The organism is Microbacterium jejuense (assembly GCF_039544225.1).
GTDB classification, from domain to species: Bacteria; Actinomycetota; Actinomycetes; order Actinomycetales; family Microbacteriaceae; genus Microbacterium; species Microbacterium jejuense.
Genome location: NZ_BAABLG010000008.1, coordinates 384,199 through 399,240 on the forward strand (window position 1 = coordinate 384,199; position 15,042 = coordinate 399,240).

The window sequence follows — 15,042 nt, forward strand, 5'->3', positions numbered from 1 at the left end:
GAACGGCGGCACCCGATTGCGACACCGGTCTGGCATGGATTTCTCGGCAGGTGGATGCTGGTCCCCATGCGCTATCTGATGACCACGAACGGCGGCGGCCCGGCGCCCGACGAAGCCCTCTTCGCAGAGATGGGTGCGCTGATCCGCGAGATGGCGAGCGCCGGCGTGCTGCTGGCCACGGGCGGTCTCGGCCAGGGGTTCCACGTCGCGTCGCAGGGCGGCGAGCTCTCGGTCACCGACGGCCCGTATGCCGAGGCGAAGGAGACGATCGTGAGCTTCGCGCTCATCGAGGCGCGCTCCGACGAGGAGGCGCTGCAGCTCGCCCGGCGGTTCTGGAGCGTCGTCGGCGACGGGGAGGGCGACGTGCGGCCGGTGTTCGGGTCTCCGGAGTGAGCACGGTCCGCGACCCCGGCAGCACCGTCGCGGCGGTCTACCGTCTCGAAGGCGCCCGGATCATCGCGGGCCTCACCCGCACCACCCACGACGTTGGGCTCGCCGAAGACAGCCTGCAGGACGCCATGGTCGCCGCCATCGAGAAATGGCCGGCCGCCGGCATCCCCGCCAATCCCGCGGCCTGGCTGACGCTGGAGGCGAAGCACCGCGCGATCGACCGCATCCGCCGGGCGGTGAGCCTCGACGAGAAGCTGGGCGCGGTCGCGCACGACGAGCGGCAGCGCGCCCGTGTCGACGTCGATGTCGGCGGCCACGACTTCGACCTCGTCATCGAGCACGAGGGCATCGCCGACGACGTGCTGAGGCTGCTGTTCGCACTGTGCCATCCGTCGCTGCCGCGGGAGTCGCGGGTGGCCCTGACGCTGCGCCTCGTGGGCGGGCTCACGCCGCGCGAGATCGCGCACGCGTATCTCGTGCCCGAGCGGACCGTTGCGCAGCGCATCCTCCGTGGCCGCCGCCGGCTCGCCGCGGACGGGTTCGACGCCGCCGTCCCCGCGGCCGCCGAACGGCAGGAGCGGCTCGGCGGCGTGCTGGAGGTCGTGTACCTGATCTTCACCGAGGGTCATGCCGCCACCGTCGGCGACGACTGGGTGCGACCGGAGCTGTGCCTCGAAGCCCTGCGGCTCGCCCGCATGCTCACCGAGCTCGCACCGGCCGACGCCGAGGTCCACGGCCTCGCCGCCCTGCTCGAGCTGCAGACCTCCCGTCTTCCCGCGAGAGTGGATGCCGGCGGTGCCCCCGTCCGTCTCGCCGATCAGGACCGCGGCCGATGGGATCAGCTGCTGATCGCCCGCGGCTTCCGCGCGCTGCTGCGCTCCCGCGAGCTGAGCGTCGTCCCGGGTCCGTACGCGATCCAGGCCGCGATCGCCGCAGCCCACGCGCATGCGCGCACCGCCCCCGACACGGACTGGGCGTCGATCGCCGAGCTGTACGGGCTTCTCGCGCACGTCGCACCGTCACCGGTCGTCACCTTGAACCGTGCCGTCGCCGTCGCCCGCGCAGATGGGCCGGAGGCGGGGCTGCGGGTGCTGGACGAGCTGGCCGACGCGCCGGAGCTGTCGGAGCATCACCTGCTCGCCGCGGTGCGCGCCGACCTCCTGGGAGAGCTGGGCGACGCGTGGGCGGCTGCCGTGGAGCTGCGCCGCGCCGCCGCGCTGGCTCCGACCCCGCGGGAGCGGGAGCTGCTGACCGGGCGGGCGGACGCACTCGCGCCCGGCGGAGCACCGGCTGACACACTGGGCGGATGAGCACTCTTCGCGATCGACTCCGGGCCGAGGCATCCATCGTCGGAGAGGCTCCTCTGTTTCACCCGTCGCTCGCGCCCGACGACCCGCAGGAGCTGTTCCGCGAATGGCTCATCACCGCGCTGGACGCCGGCGTCCCGGAGCCCCACGCGGCGACGCTCTCGACGGTCGACGAGCACGGCCGCCCCGACGCCCGCGTGCTCGTGCTCAAGAACGTGACCGACGGCGGCGCGTTCGAGATCGCCACCGGCAGCGAGTCGGCGAAGGGGGCGCAGCTGCACGCGAACCCGAACGTCGCGCTGACCTTCTACTGGACGCCGCTCGCGCGCTCGGTGCGCATCCGCGGGGTCGCGACACCGGCGAGCGCCGAGGAGTCGGCCGCCGACTTCCGTGCCCGCAATCCCGCCGCGAAGGCGATCGCGCTGGCCGGACGACAGAGCGCTCCGCTCACCGACGTCGCCGAGCGCGACCGGCTCGTCGCCGAGAACCTCGCGGCGCTGCAGGCCGATCCCGCGCAGGTGTCGCCGGAGTGGACGCTGTGGCGCATCCGCCCGTTCGCCCTCGAGTTCTGGCAGGGCGCCCCGACCCGCAACCACCTGCGGCTGCAGTACACGCGCACCGACGAGGGGTGGCGGCGCCAGGAGCTCTGGGCCTAGACGCGCTCGGCGACGATGGTCGCCTGCAGCCGCACGCCGGGGTCGGCGCGCGAGGCCGTCGCCCGCACGCGGAAGCCCGCCGCCGCCAGGAGGCGGCTGAGCTCGTCGACCGGCCAGTAGTACGCGGTGACCACGGCGTGCGGGAACGCCTCGACCCGCTCTCCGGTGAAGAACCCGACGAGCAGACCGCCACCGGGACGGATCACCCGGGCAAGCTCCGCGAGAGCGGCCGGCAGCTCGTCCGGAGCGAGATGGATGAGCGAGTACCACGAGAGGATGCCGGCGGCCGAGGCGTCCGGCAGGTCGAGGTCGGGCAGGCGCCCGGCACGGAACGACGCGTCCGGAAAGCTCGTGCGGGCGTGCTCCAAGAATTCCGGCACCATCTCGATGCCCTCGGCGGGGACGCCGTGTCGCACCAGGTAGTCCGTCCAATGGCCGGGGCCGCAACCGACGTCGAGGACCGGGCCGTTCAGACCCCGAGCCCACTCGAGGATCAGCCGACGGTCGGCGGCGGGTGCGGCATCCACTCTTCCGAAGAGGTCGATGTACTCGGCCGAACGCGCACCGTACGCGACCGCGACCTCGGGGGTGGTCATCGGGCGTCGGGGAACGACGGGTCGGCGCCCCACCGGAACGCGCCGGCCACGAACCCGGCAGGCTCGACCCGGACCACGTGCGACGGCAGCACCGGGCCGTACACGTGCGGGTAGTCCTGCCCGTCGCCGCCGTCTTCGAAGCGCACGTCGGTGCCGTCCGCGCGTACGAGGTCGACATCGATCACCAGCACGACGAGCGCCTCGGGGTCCTCGCGGTAGAACCGCTCGGCGACCCCGCTCACCTGTTCGCCCGTCGAGCCGTGGATGAAGCCCACCTCGTCGAGCCCGCGCCCCCGGGTCGACACCGTGTAGCTCCCGTCGCGCCGGGCGCGCTCCCAATCCGAGCGATGGGCGACATGCAGGATCTCCACCGCTTCAACCTAGTGCGGATCGCGCGCATCCTCGCCGCCTCGAGGCCGCGGCGCCACGAGCGCGGGCGGCCTCTCGGCTAGCATTCCAGGATGATGAACCCGGCTCCGATCGACGACGTCTCCATCGGCGGCGAGGGCATCCGGCTCGGACAGTTCCTCAAGTTCGCCGGCATGCTCGACTCGGGCGGGGACGTGAAAGAGGCCATCATCGACGGCTATGTGAGCGTCAACGGCGAGGTGGACCGCCGCCGCGGTCGGCAGCTGCAGCTCGGCGATGTCGTCGCATACGAGGGCCGCCGGGTCCGCGTCTGCGCCTAGGCCTCTGGAGACTCCTCGCCACGCGCTTCGCCGTCGTGCTCATCGCGCGCGGCGCCTTGTCCACCGGCCGGGCGATGCGGTAATACTTGCCCATGGCGGCGAAGGCAGATGGTCAGCGGCCGGCTCTGATCCCGATCATCGGCCAGCTCCGGTCCTATCAACGCGGGTGGCTGCGCGGCGATCTGATCGCCGGCGTCACCGTCGCCGCCCTCATCGTCCCGAAGAACCTGGGGTACGCCGGCATCGCGGGCGTCCCGCTGCAGAACGGCCTCTACGCCGCCGCGGCCGGCGCGATCCTGTACGCGATCTTCGGGACGAGCCGGCAGATCTCGATGGGTCCGAGCTCGGGTCTGGCCGCGGTCGCGGCGAGCGCGGTGCTCGCCGCGAGCATCGTCGGCGAGCAGGATGTCGCGTCGTTCGTCGCCGGCATCACCCTGGCCTCCGGCATCCTGTTCCTGTTGCTGGCCGTCTTCAGGATGGGCTGGATCGCCCAATTCCTCTCGCGCGCCGTGGTCACCGGGTTCCTGTTCGGCGCCGCGATCGACGTGGTGATCGGGGAGCTCCCGAAGCTCACCGGCACCGAGACGAGCGGGGCCAATCCGATCCAGGAGCTGTGGTCGTGGTTCGGGACGCTGGGCGGGACCCACCCGACGACCGTGCTCGTCGGCGTCATCTCGCTGGTCGTCGTCTTCGGGCTCCGGGTGATCGCACCGCGCGTTCCCGGCGCCCTCGTGCTCGTGGTGGGGGGACTGCTCGCCTCAGCGCTGTTCGATCTCGGAGCCAAGGGCGTCGCGGTGGTCGGCGATGTGCCGCGGGGGCTGCCGGCGCTGCAGGTCCCGGACGGTCAGCTGCTGTGGGAGCACGCAGGCACCGTCGCCCTGGCCGCCGTCGCGCTGGTCATGATCGGCTTCTCGCAGACCGCGGGCGACGCGCGCACCTTCGCCGCCAAGCACCGCTATCAGATCGACATCAATCAGGAATCCGTCGCGCAGTCGATGGCCAACATCGGCTCCGGACTGTTCCAGGGCATGCCGGTCTCGACCAGCCTGTCGGCGAGTTCGCTCAACGACCGCTCTGGCGCCAAGACGGGCGTGGCATCGCTGACCTCCGGCGTCACCGTGCTGCTGACGCTCCTGATCCTCGCCCCGCTGTTCTCCGACCTTCCGAAGGCGGTTCTCGCCGCGCTGATCATCGAAGCCGTGGTCAGCGGCATGATGGACCTCCCGGAGATGAGGCGCCTGTTCCGCGTGAAGAAGGTGGACTTCTGGATCGCCGTCGTGGCGCTCCTCGGAACGCTGGTGTTCGGCGTCCTCGCCGGAGTGATCATCGGGATCGGGCTCTCGCTGGTGTGGCTCATCGCCGTGGCCACGCACCCCGAGATGCCGACCCTCGGCCGAGAACGGGGCACCCAGGTCTTCCGCGAGGTCGAGACGTTCCCCGACGACGAGGTCGTGCCCGAGGTGGCGGTGGTCCGTTTCGACGGCGGCCTGTTCTTCGCCACCGCCGATGCGCTCGAGGACCACGTGCGCGAGGTCATCCAGACGGGCCCCGAACTGACCGGCATCGTCCTCGACTGCGGAGGCATCAACTTCATCGACTCGCAGGGCGCCGCATCGATGGCGGACGTCGTGACCCTCGCCCGCGACGCCGGCGTGCAGCTGCGGCTGACCAGGCTGAAGCCCGGTCCGCGCGCCGTCCTCGACCGCGAAGGCGTGATCGAGCTCATCGGAGCCGACCACATCCACGGCAACATCCACCGCGCCGTCGAGGCGGAGCAGCGGGATGCCGGGAACGGACGGGACGGCAGCCCACCCTGACGTCGCGTTCCGGGCCGCGGGTCACGCCGCCGCGTACTGCGGGCGCCCGGCGGGCCGGAAGGAGGGGACCGTGACCGCGTCGCCTCATCGCGGGACCGCGACCTCCATGCCGATCCACCCGTCTCCGATGACGACGAGGGATGCTGGCCCGCCGTCACCACCTGGTGCTCAGGGCGTTCCCGCGCCGTCGCCGGGGGTCTCGGCGACGGCGAGGATCGCGTCCGCGAAGGCCCGCGGTGCTTCGGCGGGGAGGTGATGGCCGGCGTTCGCCACCGTGCGGTGCTCGCGCCATCCGGTGAACAGGTGGGCATCGTGGCTGCCGTCGGTCGCCGGGAAGTTGCCGTCCGCGCCGCCGTCGAGGGTGATCGTCGGCACGCTGATCGACGGGAGCGAAGCGAGCTGGGTCTCGATGTCGAGGTAGCTGTCGTCCCCGGCGACGAGGCCGAGGCGGTGCCGGTAAGAGTGGATGACCACGTCGACGTAGTCGGGGTTGTCGAAGGCCAGTGAGGCACGGACCAGCTGGCCCTCGGAGAAGGACCAGGCGGGCGAGTTGCGCCGCCAGATCACGCGGGCGACTTCTCGCCGATTCTGGTCCAGGCCTGACCGCCCGCGGTCGGTCGCGAAATACCAGAAGTACCAGAACCCCGCTTCGCGATCCGGATCGATTGGCGTCCCCGACGACGCGATGTCCTGGATGAGATACCCGTTGACCGACACGAGCCCGCCGATCCGATCGGGATGCAGCGCAGCCACCACGCACGCGGCCCGCCCTCCCCAGTCGTATCCCGCGAGGATCGGCTCGTGCAGGTCGAGGGCGTCGATGAAGGCGAGCAGGTCGGCGCCGAGCGCCGCCTGCTGACCGCTCCGGGGCGTGGCCTCATCGAGGAAGCGCGTCGGGCCATGCCCGCGAAGGTAGGGCACGAGGACACGGAAGCCCGCCTCGATGAGGAGCGGGGCGACCTCCGCATAGCTGTGGACGTCGTACGGGAACCCGTGCAGCAGCACCACGGGTTCACCGCCGGTGGGTCCGAGGTCGTAGTAGCCGACGTCGAGCGCTCCTGCTCGGACATGGCTGATCTGCACACGGGGATCGATCATCGGGACTCCTCAAGGGGGCGTTCGCAGTCCCGGCCGCGGGCAAGGCCGGGACTGCGAGTCGGGGTGAGTCAGGCGGCTGCCTCGACGCCGGCGATGTAGGCCTTGCCTGCGGCCGCGATGGCCTGGACGACGACCTCGGGGTGTGAGACCGAGATGGCGTGCGATCCGCCCGCCACCTCCCACGTCTCGCGCGAGGCGGCACGGTCCGCGCCCGCACGGTGCACAGCGACCGGGATGTTCAGGTCCTCGTCGCCGAACACGTGCCAGGACGGGATGTCCTTCCAGGCAGGGCTCGCGGTCGGCAGCCCCTCCGACAGCGCTGCTTCGGTGACCGGGCGCTGGGTGGCTGCCATGAGCGCCGCCTCCGCCTCCGGCACGTCGGCCGCGAACTGGTGGTGGAAGACGTCCTGGCGGATGACGAACTCGTTGCCCCCGGATGCCACGGGGTATGCGGCCAGCGCCTCGCCGAGGGTCGACCCGGGCTCGCTCGTCGACAGGACGAACGCGCTCTGTCCGGTCTCGGGCACGAAGGCGGCCACGTAGACGAGGCCGACGACCGCATCGTTCTGAGCGGCCGCTTCGGTGATCACCAGCCCGCCGTACGAGTGGCCGACGAGGACGACAGGTCCTCCGATCGAGGCGATGACGTCGCGCACGTAGGCGGCGTCGCCGGCGAGGCTGCGCAGCGGGTTGGCTGCGGCGACGGCGGTCACGCCGTGCTCGCTCAGCCGGGAGATGACGCCGTTCCAGGACGACGATTCGGCGAAAGCGCCGTGGACGAGGACGATGGTGGGCTTCTGGGCGTTCATTTCAGTGTTCCTTTCGGTGTTTCAGTTGCGGCCGAAGGCCTTGCGGAGGGTGTGGATCGCCTGCTCGATCGCGGCGGTCGTCGCGGCGGACGGGCGCAGCGGGTTGAGCATCATGAAGTCGTGGATGGTGCCGTCGTACCGCACGAGCGTCGTGGGCACGCCGGCCTGGATGAGGTTGCGACCGTAGGCCTCGCCCTCGTCGCGGAGCACATCGTTCTCGTCGACGATGAGCAGGGTCTCGGGGAGTCCCTTGAGCTCGTCGATCGGCGCCTGCAGCGGTGACGCGGTGACATCGCTGCGCTTGTGCACGTCGGGGAGGTAGTTGTCCCAGAACCATGCCATCGCGTCGGCACGCAGGTGATAGCCCTCGGCGAACTCGCGATAGCTGCCGGTGTCCTGCCGCGCGTCGGTGACCGGGTAGTACAGCGACTGATGGATGAACGCGACATCGCCGCGCTTCTTCGCGAGGATCGCGAGCACGGCAGCCATGTTCCCGCCGACCGAGTCCCCGGCGACCGCCAGGCGTGCGGCATCCAGTCCCTTGTCGGCACCGTTCTCGGTGACCCATCGGGCCGTCGCGTAGGCCTGCTCGATGGCGACGGGATGCCGCGCCTCGGGCGAGCGGGTGTACTCGACGAACACCACCGCCGCCTCGATGCCGGTCGCGAGCTCGCGGACGAGACGGTCGTGCGTGCCCGCGTTGCCGAGGACCCACCCTCCACCGTGGACGTAGAGCACCACGGGAAGGGGGCCGGTGGTGCCGACGGGCTTGACGATGCGGACCTTGACGTCGCCGACGGCGGCGGGCACCGTGATCCATTCGTCATCCACTTCGGGGAGGTCGACGGGGCCGGCCTGGACGTCGTCGAGCAGCCTCCGCGCCCCGTCGACGCCGCGCTCGACGAGCGTGGGCGGAGCCGCGGCCGCTTCCGCGAACGCGCGCGCTTCCGGCTGCAGGATGTGTTCGGTCATGTCGCTTGCCCCTCTCTGAGCGGTGTGGTCCGGTCGGAATCAGCCGGCTTGTAGAAGAGGACCGGACAGCCCGCACGGTTGTGACAACCACGCGGCGATCGAGGCCTCGGACAGACCGACGTCACAGTTCGGCCCGCTGCACGGTCTGTTGCTAGGGGCGCGCATCCGCCTGGACACCGGCATCCGATCAAGAAGGGCTCCACCATGACCAGCACCATTGAGCAGACCGACCGCGAGCTGCACGGAAAGGTCGCGCTCGTCACCGGCGCCTCATCGGGGATCGGACGGGCCACGGCGCTCGCGCTGTCCGAGGCAGGGCTGCGAGTCGCCGTCGGCGCCCGTCGCACGGACCGGCTGAGCTCGCTCGCCGACGCCGCCCCCGGCGAAATGCTGAGCCTGCCGCTGGATGTGACGAGCTACGACTCGGTCGCGCAGGCGATCGCTCAGATCGTCGAGCGCTTCGGACGCCTGGACGCGCTGATCAACAACGCCGGCCTCATGCAGAGCGGGATGATCCTCGGTGCCGACGTCCGCGAATGGGAGCGGATGGTCGACACGAATCTGCTCGGCTCGATGTACGCCGTGCATGCGGCGCTGCCGCACCTCATCGAGGCGAAGGGCCACATCGTCCAGGTCTCGTCGACCTCGGGACGGATCGCGTCCCTCGGCAGCGGCGTCTACGCGGCGACGAAGTTCGGCGTGAGCGCCTTCACCGAGTCGCTGCGCCAGGAGGTCACCGCACGAGGCGTGCGCGTCACCCTCATCGAACCGGGATTCGTCGCCACCGAGCTGACCAGTCACATCACGGACGAGACGATGCGCCAGGCGGCATCCGAGATCGCGGACTCGATGCGCACTCTCGAAGCCGGCGATATCGCCGAAGCCGTCCTGTACGCGCTCCGCCAGCCCGAACACGTGTCGGTGAACAGCATCCTCATCCGGCCGACCGACCAGGTGCGGTGACGCCACCGAAGCCGACGGGCGAGATCAGGTCGGTCCTGTTCGACGCGCCTCGGAGACCGGCCGTGGATCCATGAGGTTACGGTTCCGGTGCGGCGAAGACCGCGGCGACAGCCGGGGCCCACTGCGTCGCCTTGTCCATATAGGACACATGAGAGCCCGGAAGGGTGACGAACGCGGCATCGGTCTCCGCCGCGAGTGTCCGTGCCACGTCGGCGAGCCAGACGCCTTTGCGGACGGTCCAGTCGCCCGCAGCGAACGTCAGCTTCGCCGACATCCTCTGCAGGAGGTGGATGTCGGGTGTGTACCCGGTCACCGGGAGGAGTTCCTGATCGATGAAGATCTCATCGGCCAGACGGTCGGGGAGGCGGCGCCCGTCGGCAGGCTTCGACTCGCCACGCAGGTACAGCTTCAGCCTCAGATCAGCCAGCAGCGGCGCAACCGTCGCCTTGCCCAGAACGCCGGTGCCGAACTTTGCCGCCGCCTGGGACGCACCCTTCGTCTGGGACAGGTGGCAGCAGTCTTCGAAGAATGCCTGCCACTTCGCGGCGTCCGGTGCCCATCGAGTCAGTGGCGGCTCATGCAGGATCGCTCGCGTGACGGTGTCCGGGTGGGACTGTGCCAACTCGAGCGCGATGACAGCCCCGCTGCTGCTGCCCAGCACACACGCTGAACTCTCCCCGACTGCCTGCAGGATTGCGACCGCATCCCGCGCCTGCTGGGCGACGCTGAAAGCGGACGGGTGATTCGCAGTGCTGCGCGCATTCGCGCGACGGTCATAGGTGATCACGGTGAAACGGTCGCCCAGCTGATCCGCAAGGGGCAGGAAGCCGTCACCGTCACCGCCGCCGCCTGCGATCATCAGGATCGGCGCCCCGGCACCCGTGACCTTGTAGAAGAGATCGTCGCCCTCGGTCGACACGCGCCCTCGCACGCGGGCCACCGTGCTCGATCCGGTGCGTCCCATGCGGGCCATGCTGGCAGATTCGGCGAGACAGCGTCCACCCGTTGTGCCGGCGACCGCAATCGGCCTTCAGCCGTGAGCGATGAAATGGCCCCGCGGCACCAGGCACGTCCCCCCATTCGTTCCCACGCACCCGTGCGAACACCCGCGATGAATATCGTCTGACAGGGCTTTGGACGACTGACCGGTCCGCGTCATCGGCTCGTGACGATCGCGTTCACGAGGGCCTCGATGGGAGCACGCGCTGCGCGGGGGTTGTCGAGCAGCACGAAGTCGACCTCGCTGAGCTGCGGCAGCGCCCAGGCCGAAGGGGCGAGATCGAGTGTCTCGGGCACCATGGTCCGGGGGAAGACCGCGACGCCGAGCCCGGCTCGCGCGGCGGCGGTCGCCCCGTTCACCTCGCGGACGTTGCAGGTGATCCGCCAGCTGCGACCGGCGCCCTCGAGCGCGTCGATGGCCGCCGCGCGCGAGATGCTGGGCGGCTGGTAGACGATCAGCGGGACGGGGCCCTCCGGGTCCATCGTGAACGAGCGGTGCGCCACCCATAGGTGGCGTTCGCGGCGCACCAGGCGGCCCTCCGGCGCCCCCGACTCCTGCTTCACGTAGACGAGGTCGAGCTGCCCGGCACGGAGGCGCCGGGCCAGGGATCCGCTCTGCGCCACGGTGAGCTCGAGGTTGATCTGGGGATAGAGCTGACGGAAGTTGCGAAGGATCTTCGGCAGCTGGGTGAGCGCGAGATCGTCCGCCGATCCGAACCGGATCCGGCCGCGCATCGCCGATCCGGTGAAGTACGACGCGGCCTCGTCGTGGGCGGAGAGGATGCTGCGAGCGAATCCGAGCATCGCCTGGCCGTTGTCGGTCAGCGCCACGCGCCGGGTGTCGCGCACCAGCAGCTGCCGGCCGGCCGCGGTCTCGAGCTTGCGCACCTGCTGGCTCACGGTCGGCTGGCTGAGCCGGAGGATCTCCGCGGCCCGCGTGAAGCTGAGCGTGTCGGCCACGGCGACGAAGCTGCGCAACAGCTGCGGATCGAACACACGACCTCCTTGACCGAGGCCAGTCTATTGACGAATCCAATGACATTGATAGGTGCGATTCTCAATCACAATCTCTCGCGCCTGGCTACCGTCGAAGGGGTGAGCATCACGCGTGACCCGGCACCGCCCGCCCCCCTCGACCTGCTTCCCGAGACGGTGACGGCGCCGATCCCGGTCCTGGAGGGGCGACGAGGGTGGCGCGAGACGTTCAGTGCGCTGGGCGCGCACAACTACCGGCTGTACGTCTCGTCGATGCTGCTCGCCAACGTCGGCGGATGGATGGCGAGGATCGCGATCGACTGGCTGGTCTTCGAGCTGACCGGCGACGTCGCGATGGTGGGACTGGTGGTCGCGCTGCAGTTCGCCCCCACGCTTCTGCTCGGGCCGTGGGCCGGCGTCATCGCCGATCGCTTCTCGCGGCGCAGGACGCTCATGATCACCCAGTCGATCGGAACGGTCGCCAACGCCCTGCTCGCCGTGCTCGTCCTCACCGGGCAGTGTCAGCTCTGGCAGGTGCTCACCGTCGCGCTCGTCACCGGCACCTCCATGGCGATCGACGGCCCCAGCCGCTCCGCCTTCGTCTCGGAGATGGTCGGCACCCACCGCCTGCGCAACGCGATCAGCCTCAACGCCGCGGTGTTCCACTTCTCGGGACTCGTCGGCCCCGCCCTGAGCGGCATGCTCATCGTCGTCGTCGGCTCCGGCTGGTCGATCGCGGTCAATGCGACCGCATCCCTCATCGCGGTCATCGCACTCGCGTTCATGCGCCCGGGCGAACTGGTGCGCACCGCCGGCGCACCGCGCGGCAAGGGCCAGATCCGGCAGGCGCTCCGCTATGCCGTCGGCAAGCCCACGATCCTCTGGCCGCTGCTCATGCTGGCCGTCGTCGCCGTGTTCGGGATGAACCTGCCGGTGCTGTTCACGGCCTCCGCCGACGAGACGTACGGCACGGGTGCGACCGGCTACGGCCTGTACAGCTCACTCGCCGCCCTCGGCGCTCTCATCGGCGCGGTGCTGTCGACGCGTCGAAGAGTGCTGCGCCTGCGGACGATCGTGCTGGCGACGATGCTGTACGGCGCCGTCACTGTGTTCGCCGGCCTCGCCCCGACCTACGGGCTGTTCCTCGGCGCAGTCGTGGGCATCGGCATCTCGCGCCTCACCTTCGCCACCGCCGCGGAGTCGCTGACCCAGCTCTCGACCAACATGGCGATCCGTGGCCGCGTCATGTCGTTCTACCTCATGACGGTGACGGGCGGTCAGGCGCTCGGCGGCATCATCATCGGGTCGATCGCGGAATCAGCCGGAGTCACGACGGCGTTCGCGGTGGCGGGAGGCGCGCCATTGATCGCCGGGACGGTCGCCTGCGTCGCGCTCGCACGATCCCGACGGCTTCGGCTCGTCGTGCGTTCGCGGCGCGTGCGCATCGTTCAGGTCGCATAGGCGCGCCCCGGCGGCGAGCACCCCGGGTGGATCCGGCACCGTTAGCATCGATCGATGAGCAAGAACGCCGTCATCTTCCACGGCACGGGCGGTCACCCCGACGTGGCGTGGTACCCATGGCTCGACCGTCAGTTGACCGCGCGCGGCTACCGGGTGGAGCGTCCGCACTACCCGGGAGTGAATGTCGATCCGATCGCCGAGTTCTTGCCGAAGGTCCTCGCCGGCCACACCTTCGACGCGGAGACCGTACTGGTCGGCCACTCCGGCGGCGCTGCCCTGCTGCTCGCGCTCCTGGAGCACCTGCAGGCTCCGGTGGCTCAGGCGATCCTGGTGGCGGGGTACGCGACCAAGCCCAACGACTCCGATGAACCGGTGCTGCAGGGCGTCTACGACTGGGACCGCATCCGCGCGAATGCCGGCGATCTGTATCTCATCAACTCGATCACCGACCCGTACGGCTGCGATGCCGAACAGGGCCGGCTGATGTTCGAGCACCTGGGCGGCACACAGATCGTTCGCGACGAGGGCCACTTCGGGGACTACGACCAGCGGTACGACACGTTCGAGCTGGTCGATCGGCTGATCGTCTAGTCGGCGACGGGCCATCCGAGCACAGCCCAACCCCATCTGTGCCGTCTGACACCACTGCTGCACGCCGGAGGAATCACATGTCTCGTTCGCCGGTCCTCGCCGTGCTCTGGGATGCCGATGGCGTCCTGCAGCACACGCCGTCCGATGTGTGGCAGCTCGCCACCGCAGTCGTGGCTCAGTTCCCCGGCGCCCTCACCGGCACTCCGATCGATGAGGCGCGTATTCGGGAAGCCGCTGTGGCGGCAGGGCTGGGTGATCGCGTCGAGGATGTCCTCTCGGTGTGGTGGACGTTCGACGTGCTGGCCCCCTCCCTGGCGATCGTTTCGCGGGTCCGCGCCGCCGGCACGCGCTGCTATCTCGCGACCAATCAGGACACCTACCGTGCGGCGTGCATGCGCGACAAGGCGCCGTACGACGAGGCCTTCGACGGCGCCTACTACTCCTGCGACGTCAGGGCGGCGAAACCGGCGGCCGGGTTCTTCGATCACATCGCAACGGACCTGGCGCTGCCGCCGGAGCGGCTGCTCTTCCTCGACGACCAGCCGGCGAATGTCGAGGGCGCGAGGCTCGCCGGCATCCGCGCAGAATGCTGGACGCACACCGACGGGATCCCCGCACTGCTCGCCATCCTCGACCGGCACGGGGTGCGGGTCGCGGACGAGTCTTGAGCCAATTGTGAGCCCGTCCTCCTCGGGTGAACATCGCCGATCTGCAGTCCGGCAAAGATGACGGATCCGGCGGCATGGTCTCGCTCAACCACTACGCGGCCGGTGCCGTCGGCGACTGGCTGTACGAGCGGGTCGCGAGCATCCAGCCCACCTCCGGCGGCTATCGGACATTCCGGGTCGAACCACTGGTCGGCGGCGGCCTCACCTCCGCGGAAGGCGTGGTGGAGACCCCATACGGAAGGGCCTCATAGTCCTGGACGCTGGATGGCGACAGATTGGTCCTGAACGTTCACGTGCCGGTGTCCACCCGCTGCACGATCGTCCTCCCCGACGGCACCGAGATCACGGTCGCCAGCGGCATCCACGAGTTCTGGTGCACAGTGGCTCCCAGGCCGCGGCATCCAGCCGCCGACCTCACGCATCGGTGGCCGGATGACGTAGACGGGTCGACGAGCCGCTGGAGCTGCAGGCCGTCGATCAAGGCGACGCCGTCGGCGCCGACCGGGCGTCCCCGCAGCGAGATCCCTCTCGCTCAGGCTCGACGATAGCGACTGACCCAGAGGCCGGGAACCGGCTCAATATCGGATTGGTGCAGGAATCCGAGTGACTCGTACAGCGCGCGAGCGGGAGTGTTGTCGCGTCCGGTGGCCACCACCGTTACGGGCGCGAGCGACATGACCTCGATCACGAGGGCGGCACCAAGGCCTCTTCGGTGGTGCGTCGGACTGATCATGAGGCGGTCGAGATCGACGACGTCGTCGTCGATCTCAAATCCCACCGCCCCCACGATCCGATGGTCATCGTCGAACGACGCGATCCATTCCAGGCCAGACGAAAGCAAGTCCGACTCCGCCTCATGAAGCGGCGGAATGCGGTCGTCGCCAATCAACTCAGCCTCCACGGCATACGCCTTGTGCTGAAGGTCTAGCAGTCGCGGGGCGTGAACCCGGACTTCTTCCGCGGTCAATCTACGCATCCTCACGGTCCGATTCTCCTTCACGTGGATAACCGCTGCGCCGTCCTTGCAGCGGCGGTCCCGGTCACCAGCCGA

17 protein-coding genes and 1 pseudogene are annotated in these 15,042 nt (G+C 69.9%); 10 read left to right on the top strand and 8 right to left on the bottom strand.

Annotated features, from left to right (window positions below):
* The first annotated feature begins 78 nt into the window (after positions 1-78).
* Genes ABEA46_RS14555 through ABEA46_RS14565 form a run of 3 tightly spaced genes read left to right on the top strand, consistent with a single transcriptional unit; the run spans position 79 to position 2,353 of the window.
* Positions 79-393, top strand: a complete 315-nt coding sequence (locus ABEA46_RS14555) for a YciI family protein (RefSeq protein ID WP_345545290.1) — start codon at positions 79-81, stop codon at positions 391-393.
* A complete protein-coding gene (locus ABEA46_RS14560; protein WP_345545292.1) occupies positions 390-1,700 on the top strand; it encodes an RNA polymerase sigma factor in 1,311 nt (436 codons plus the stop codon). The genes ABEA46_RS14555 and ABEA46_RS14560 overlap by 4 nt, the downstream gene beginning before the upstream one ends.
* A complete protein-coding gene (locus tag ABEA46_RS14565) occupies positions 1,697-2,353 on the top strand; it encodes a pyridoxine/pyridoxamine 5'-phosphate oxidase (RefSeq protein ID WP_345545294.1) in 657 nt (218 codons plus the stop codon). The genes ABEA46_RS14560 and ABEA46_RS14565 overlap by 4 nt, the downstream gene beginning before the upstream one ends.
* Here ABEA46_RS14565 and ABEA46_RS14570 read toward each other — a convergent pair.
* On the bottom strand, positions 2,350-2,949 hold the full coding sequence (locus ABEA46_RS14570) for a class I SAM-dependent methyltransferase (RefSeq protein WP_345545295.1): 600 nt from the start codon (positions 2,947-2,949) through the stop codon (positions 2,350-2,352). The genes ABEA46_RS14565 and ABEA46_RS14570 overlap by 4 nt on opposite strands.
* Positions 2,946-3,320, bottom strand: coding sequence for a DUF952 domain-containing protein (locus ABEA46_RS14575; protein ID WP_345545296.1), 375 nt, complete (start codon positions 3,318-3,320; stop codon positions 2,946-2,948). The genes ABEA46_RS14570 and ABEA46_RS14575 overlap by 4 nt, the downstream gene beginning before the upstream one ends.
* 90 nt (positions 3,321-3,410) lie before the next feature.
* Here ABEA46_RS14575 and ABEA46_RS14580 point away from each other — a divergent pair, with 90 nt between their 5' ends.
* Entirely contained in the window at positions 3,411-3,638 is a 228-nt protein-coding gene (locus ABEA46_RS14580) for an RNA-binding S4 domain-containing protein (protein WP_345545297.1), read from the top strand.
* Positions 3,639-3,730: 92 nt separating this feature from the next.
* Entirely contained in the window at positions 3,731-5,455 is a 1,725-nt protein-coding gene (locus ABEA46_RS14585; RefSeq protein ID WP_345545298.1) for a SulP family inorganic anion transporter, read from the top strand.
* Between the two features lie 168 nt (positions 5,456-5,623).
* Here ABEA46_RS14585 and ABEA46_RS14590 read toward each other — a convergent pair whose 3' ends face one another.
* The 3 genes from ABEA46_RS14590 to ABEA46_RS14600 form a co-directional block, all read right to left on the bottom strand.
* Positions 5,624-6,553, bottom strand: coding sequence for an alpha/beta fold hydrolase (locus tag ABEA46_RS14590; protein ID WP_345545300.1), 930 nt, complete (start codon positions 6,551-6,553; stop codon positions 5,624-5,626).
* A 68-nt stretch (positions 6,554-6,621) separates the two neighbouring features.
* Complete coding sequence (locus ABEA46_RS14595; protein WP_345545302.1) at positions 6,622-7,362, bottom strand: alpha/beta fold hydrolase; 741 nt, start codon at positions 7,360-7,362, stop codon at positions 6,622-6,624.
* Between the two features lie 21 nt (positions 7,363-7,383).
* The gene (locus ABEA46_RS14600; protein ID WP_345545304.1) at positions 7,384-8,334 is read right to left on the bottom strand and encodes an alpha/beta hydrolase; all 951 of its coding nucleotides are present in this window, start codon (positions 8,332-8,334) and stop codon (positions 7,384-7,386) included.
* A gap of 204 nt (positions 8,335-8,538) precedes the next feature.
* On the opposite strand from ABEA46_RS14600, the gene ABEA46_RS14605 reads away from it, so the two are divergent.
* Positions 8,539-9,297: an SDR family oxidoreductase gene (locus ABEA46_RS14605; RefSeq protein WP_345545306.1), complete on the top strand. Its 759-nt coding sequence runs from the start codon at positions 8,539-8,541 to the stop codon at positions 9,295-9,297.
* A 76-nt stretch (positions 9,298-9,373) separates the two neighbouring features.
* Here ABEA46_RS14605 and ABEA46_RS14610 read toward each other — a convergent pair whose 3' ends face one another.
* Both ABEA46_RS14610 and ABEA46_RS14615 read right to left on the bottom strand, forming a co-directional pair.
* On the bottom strand, positions 9,374-10,261 hold the full coding sequence (locus ABEA46_RS14610; protein WP_345545308.1) for an alpha/beta hydrolase: 888 nt from the start codon (positions 10,259-10,261) through the stop codon (positions 9,374-9,376).
* Between the two features lie 191 nt (positions 10,262-10,452).
* The gene (locus ABEA46_RS14615; protein WP_345545310.1) at positions 10,453-11,292 is read right to left on the bottom strand and encodes a LysR substrate-binding domain-containing protein; all 840 of its coding nucleotides are present in this window, start codon (positions 11,290-11,292) and stop codon (positions 10,453-10,455) included.
* 99 nt (positions 11,293-11,391) lie between these two features.
* On the opposite strand from ABEA46_RS14615, the gene ABEA46_RS14620 reads away from it, so the two are divergent.
* From ABEA46_RS14620 to ABEA46_RS14635, 4 genes and pseudogenes are all read left to right on the top strand, one after another.
* A complete protein-coding gene (locus tag ABEA46_RS14620) occupies positions 11,392-12,732 on the top strand; it encodes an MFS transporter (RefSeq protein WP_345545312.1) in 1,341 nt (446 codons plus the stop codon).
* 54 nt (positions 12,733-12,786) lie between these two features.
* Positions 12,787-13,323, top strand: a complete 537-nt coding sequence (locus ABEA46_RS14625; protein ID WP_345545314.1) for an RBBP9/YdeN family alpha/beta hydrolase — start codon at positions 12,787-12,789, stop codon at positions 13,321-13,323.
* Between the two features lie 77 nt (positions 13,324-13,400).
* Positions 13,401-13,991, top strand: coding sequence for an HAD-IA family hydrolase (locus tag ABEA46_RS14630; RefSeq protein WP_345545316.1), 591 nt, complete (start codon positions 13,401-13,403; stop codon positions 13,989-13,991).
* Positions 13,992-14,065: 74 nt separating this feature from the next.
* A pseudogene (locus ABEA46_RS14635) lies at positions 14,066-14,278 on the top strand (alpha-L-rhamnosidase C-terminal domain-containing protein); the annotation flags it as partial.
* A 245-nt stretch (positions 14,279-14,523) separates the two neighbouring features.
* Here ABEA46_RS14635 and ABEA46_RS14640 read toward each other — a convergent pair.
* Positions 14,524-14,958: a GNAT family N-acetyltransferase gene (locus ABEA46_RS14640; protein WP_345545318.1), complete on the bottom strand. Its 435-nt coding sequence runs from the start codon at positions 14,956-14,958 to the stop codon at positions 14,524-14,526.
* Positions 14,959-15,042: the final 84 nt, after the last annotated feature.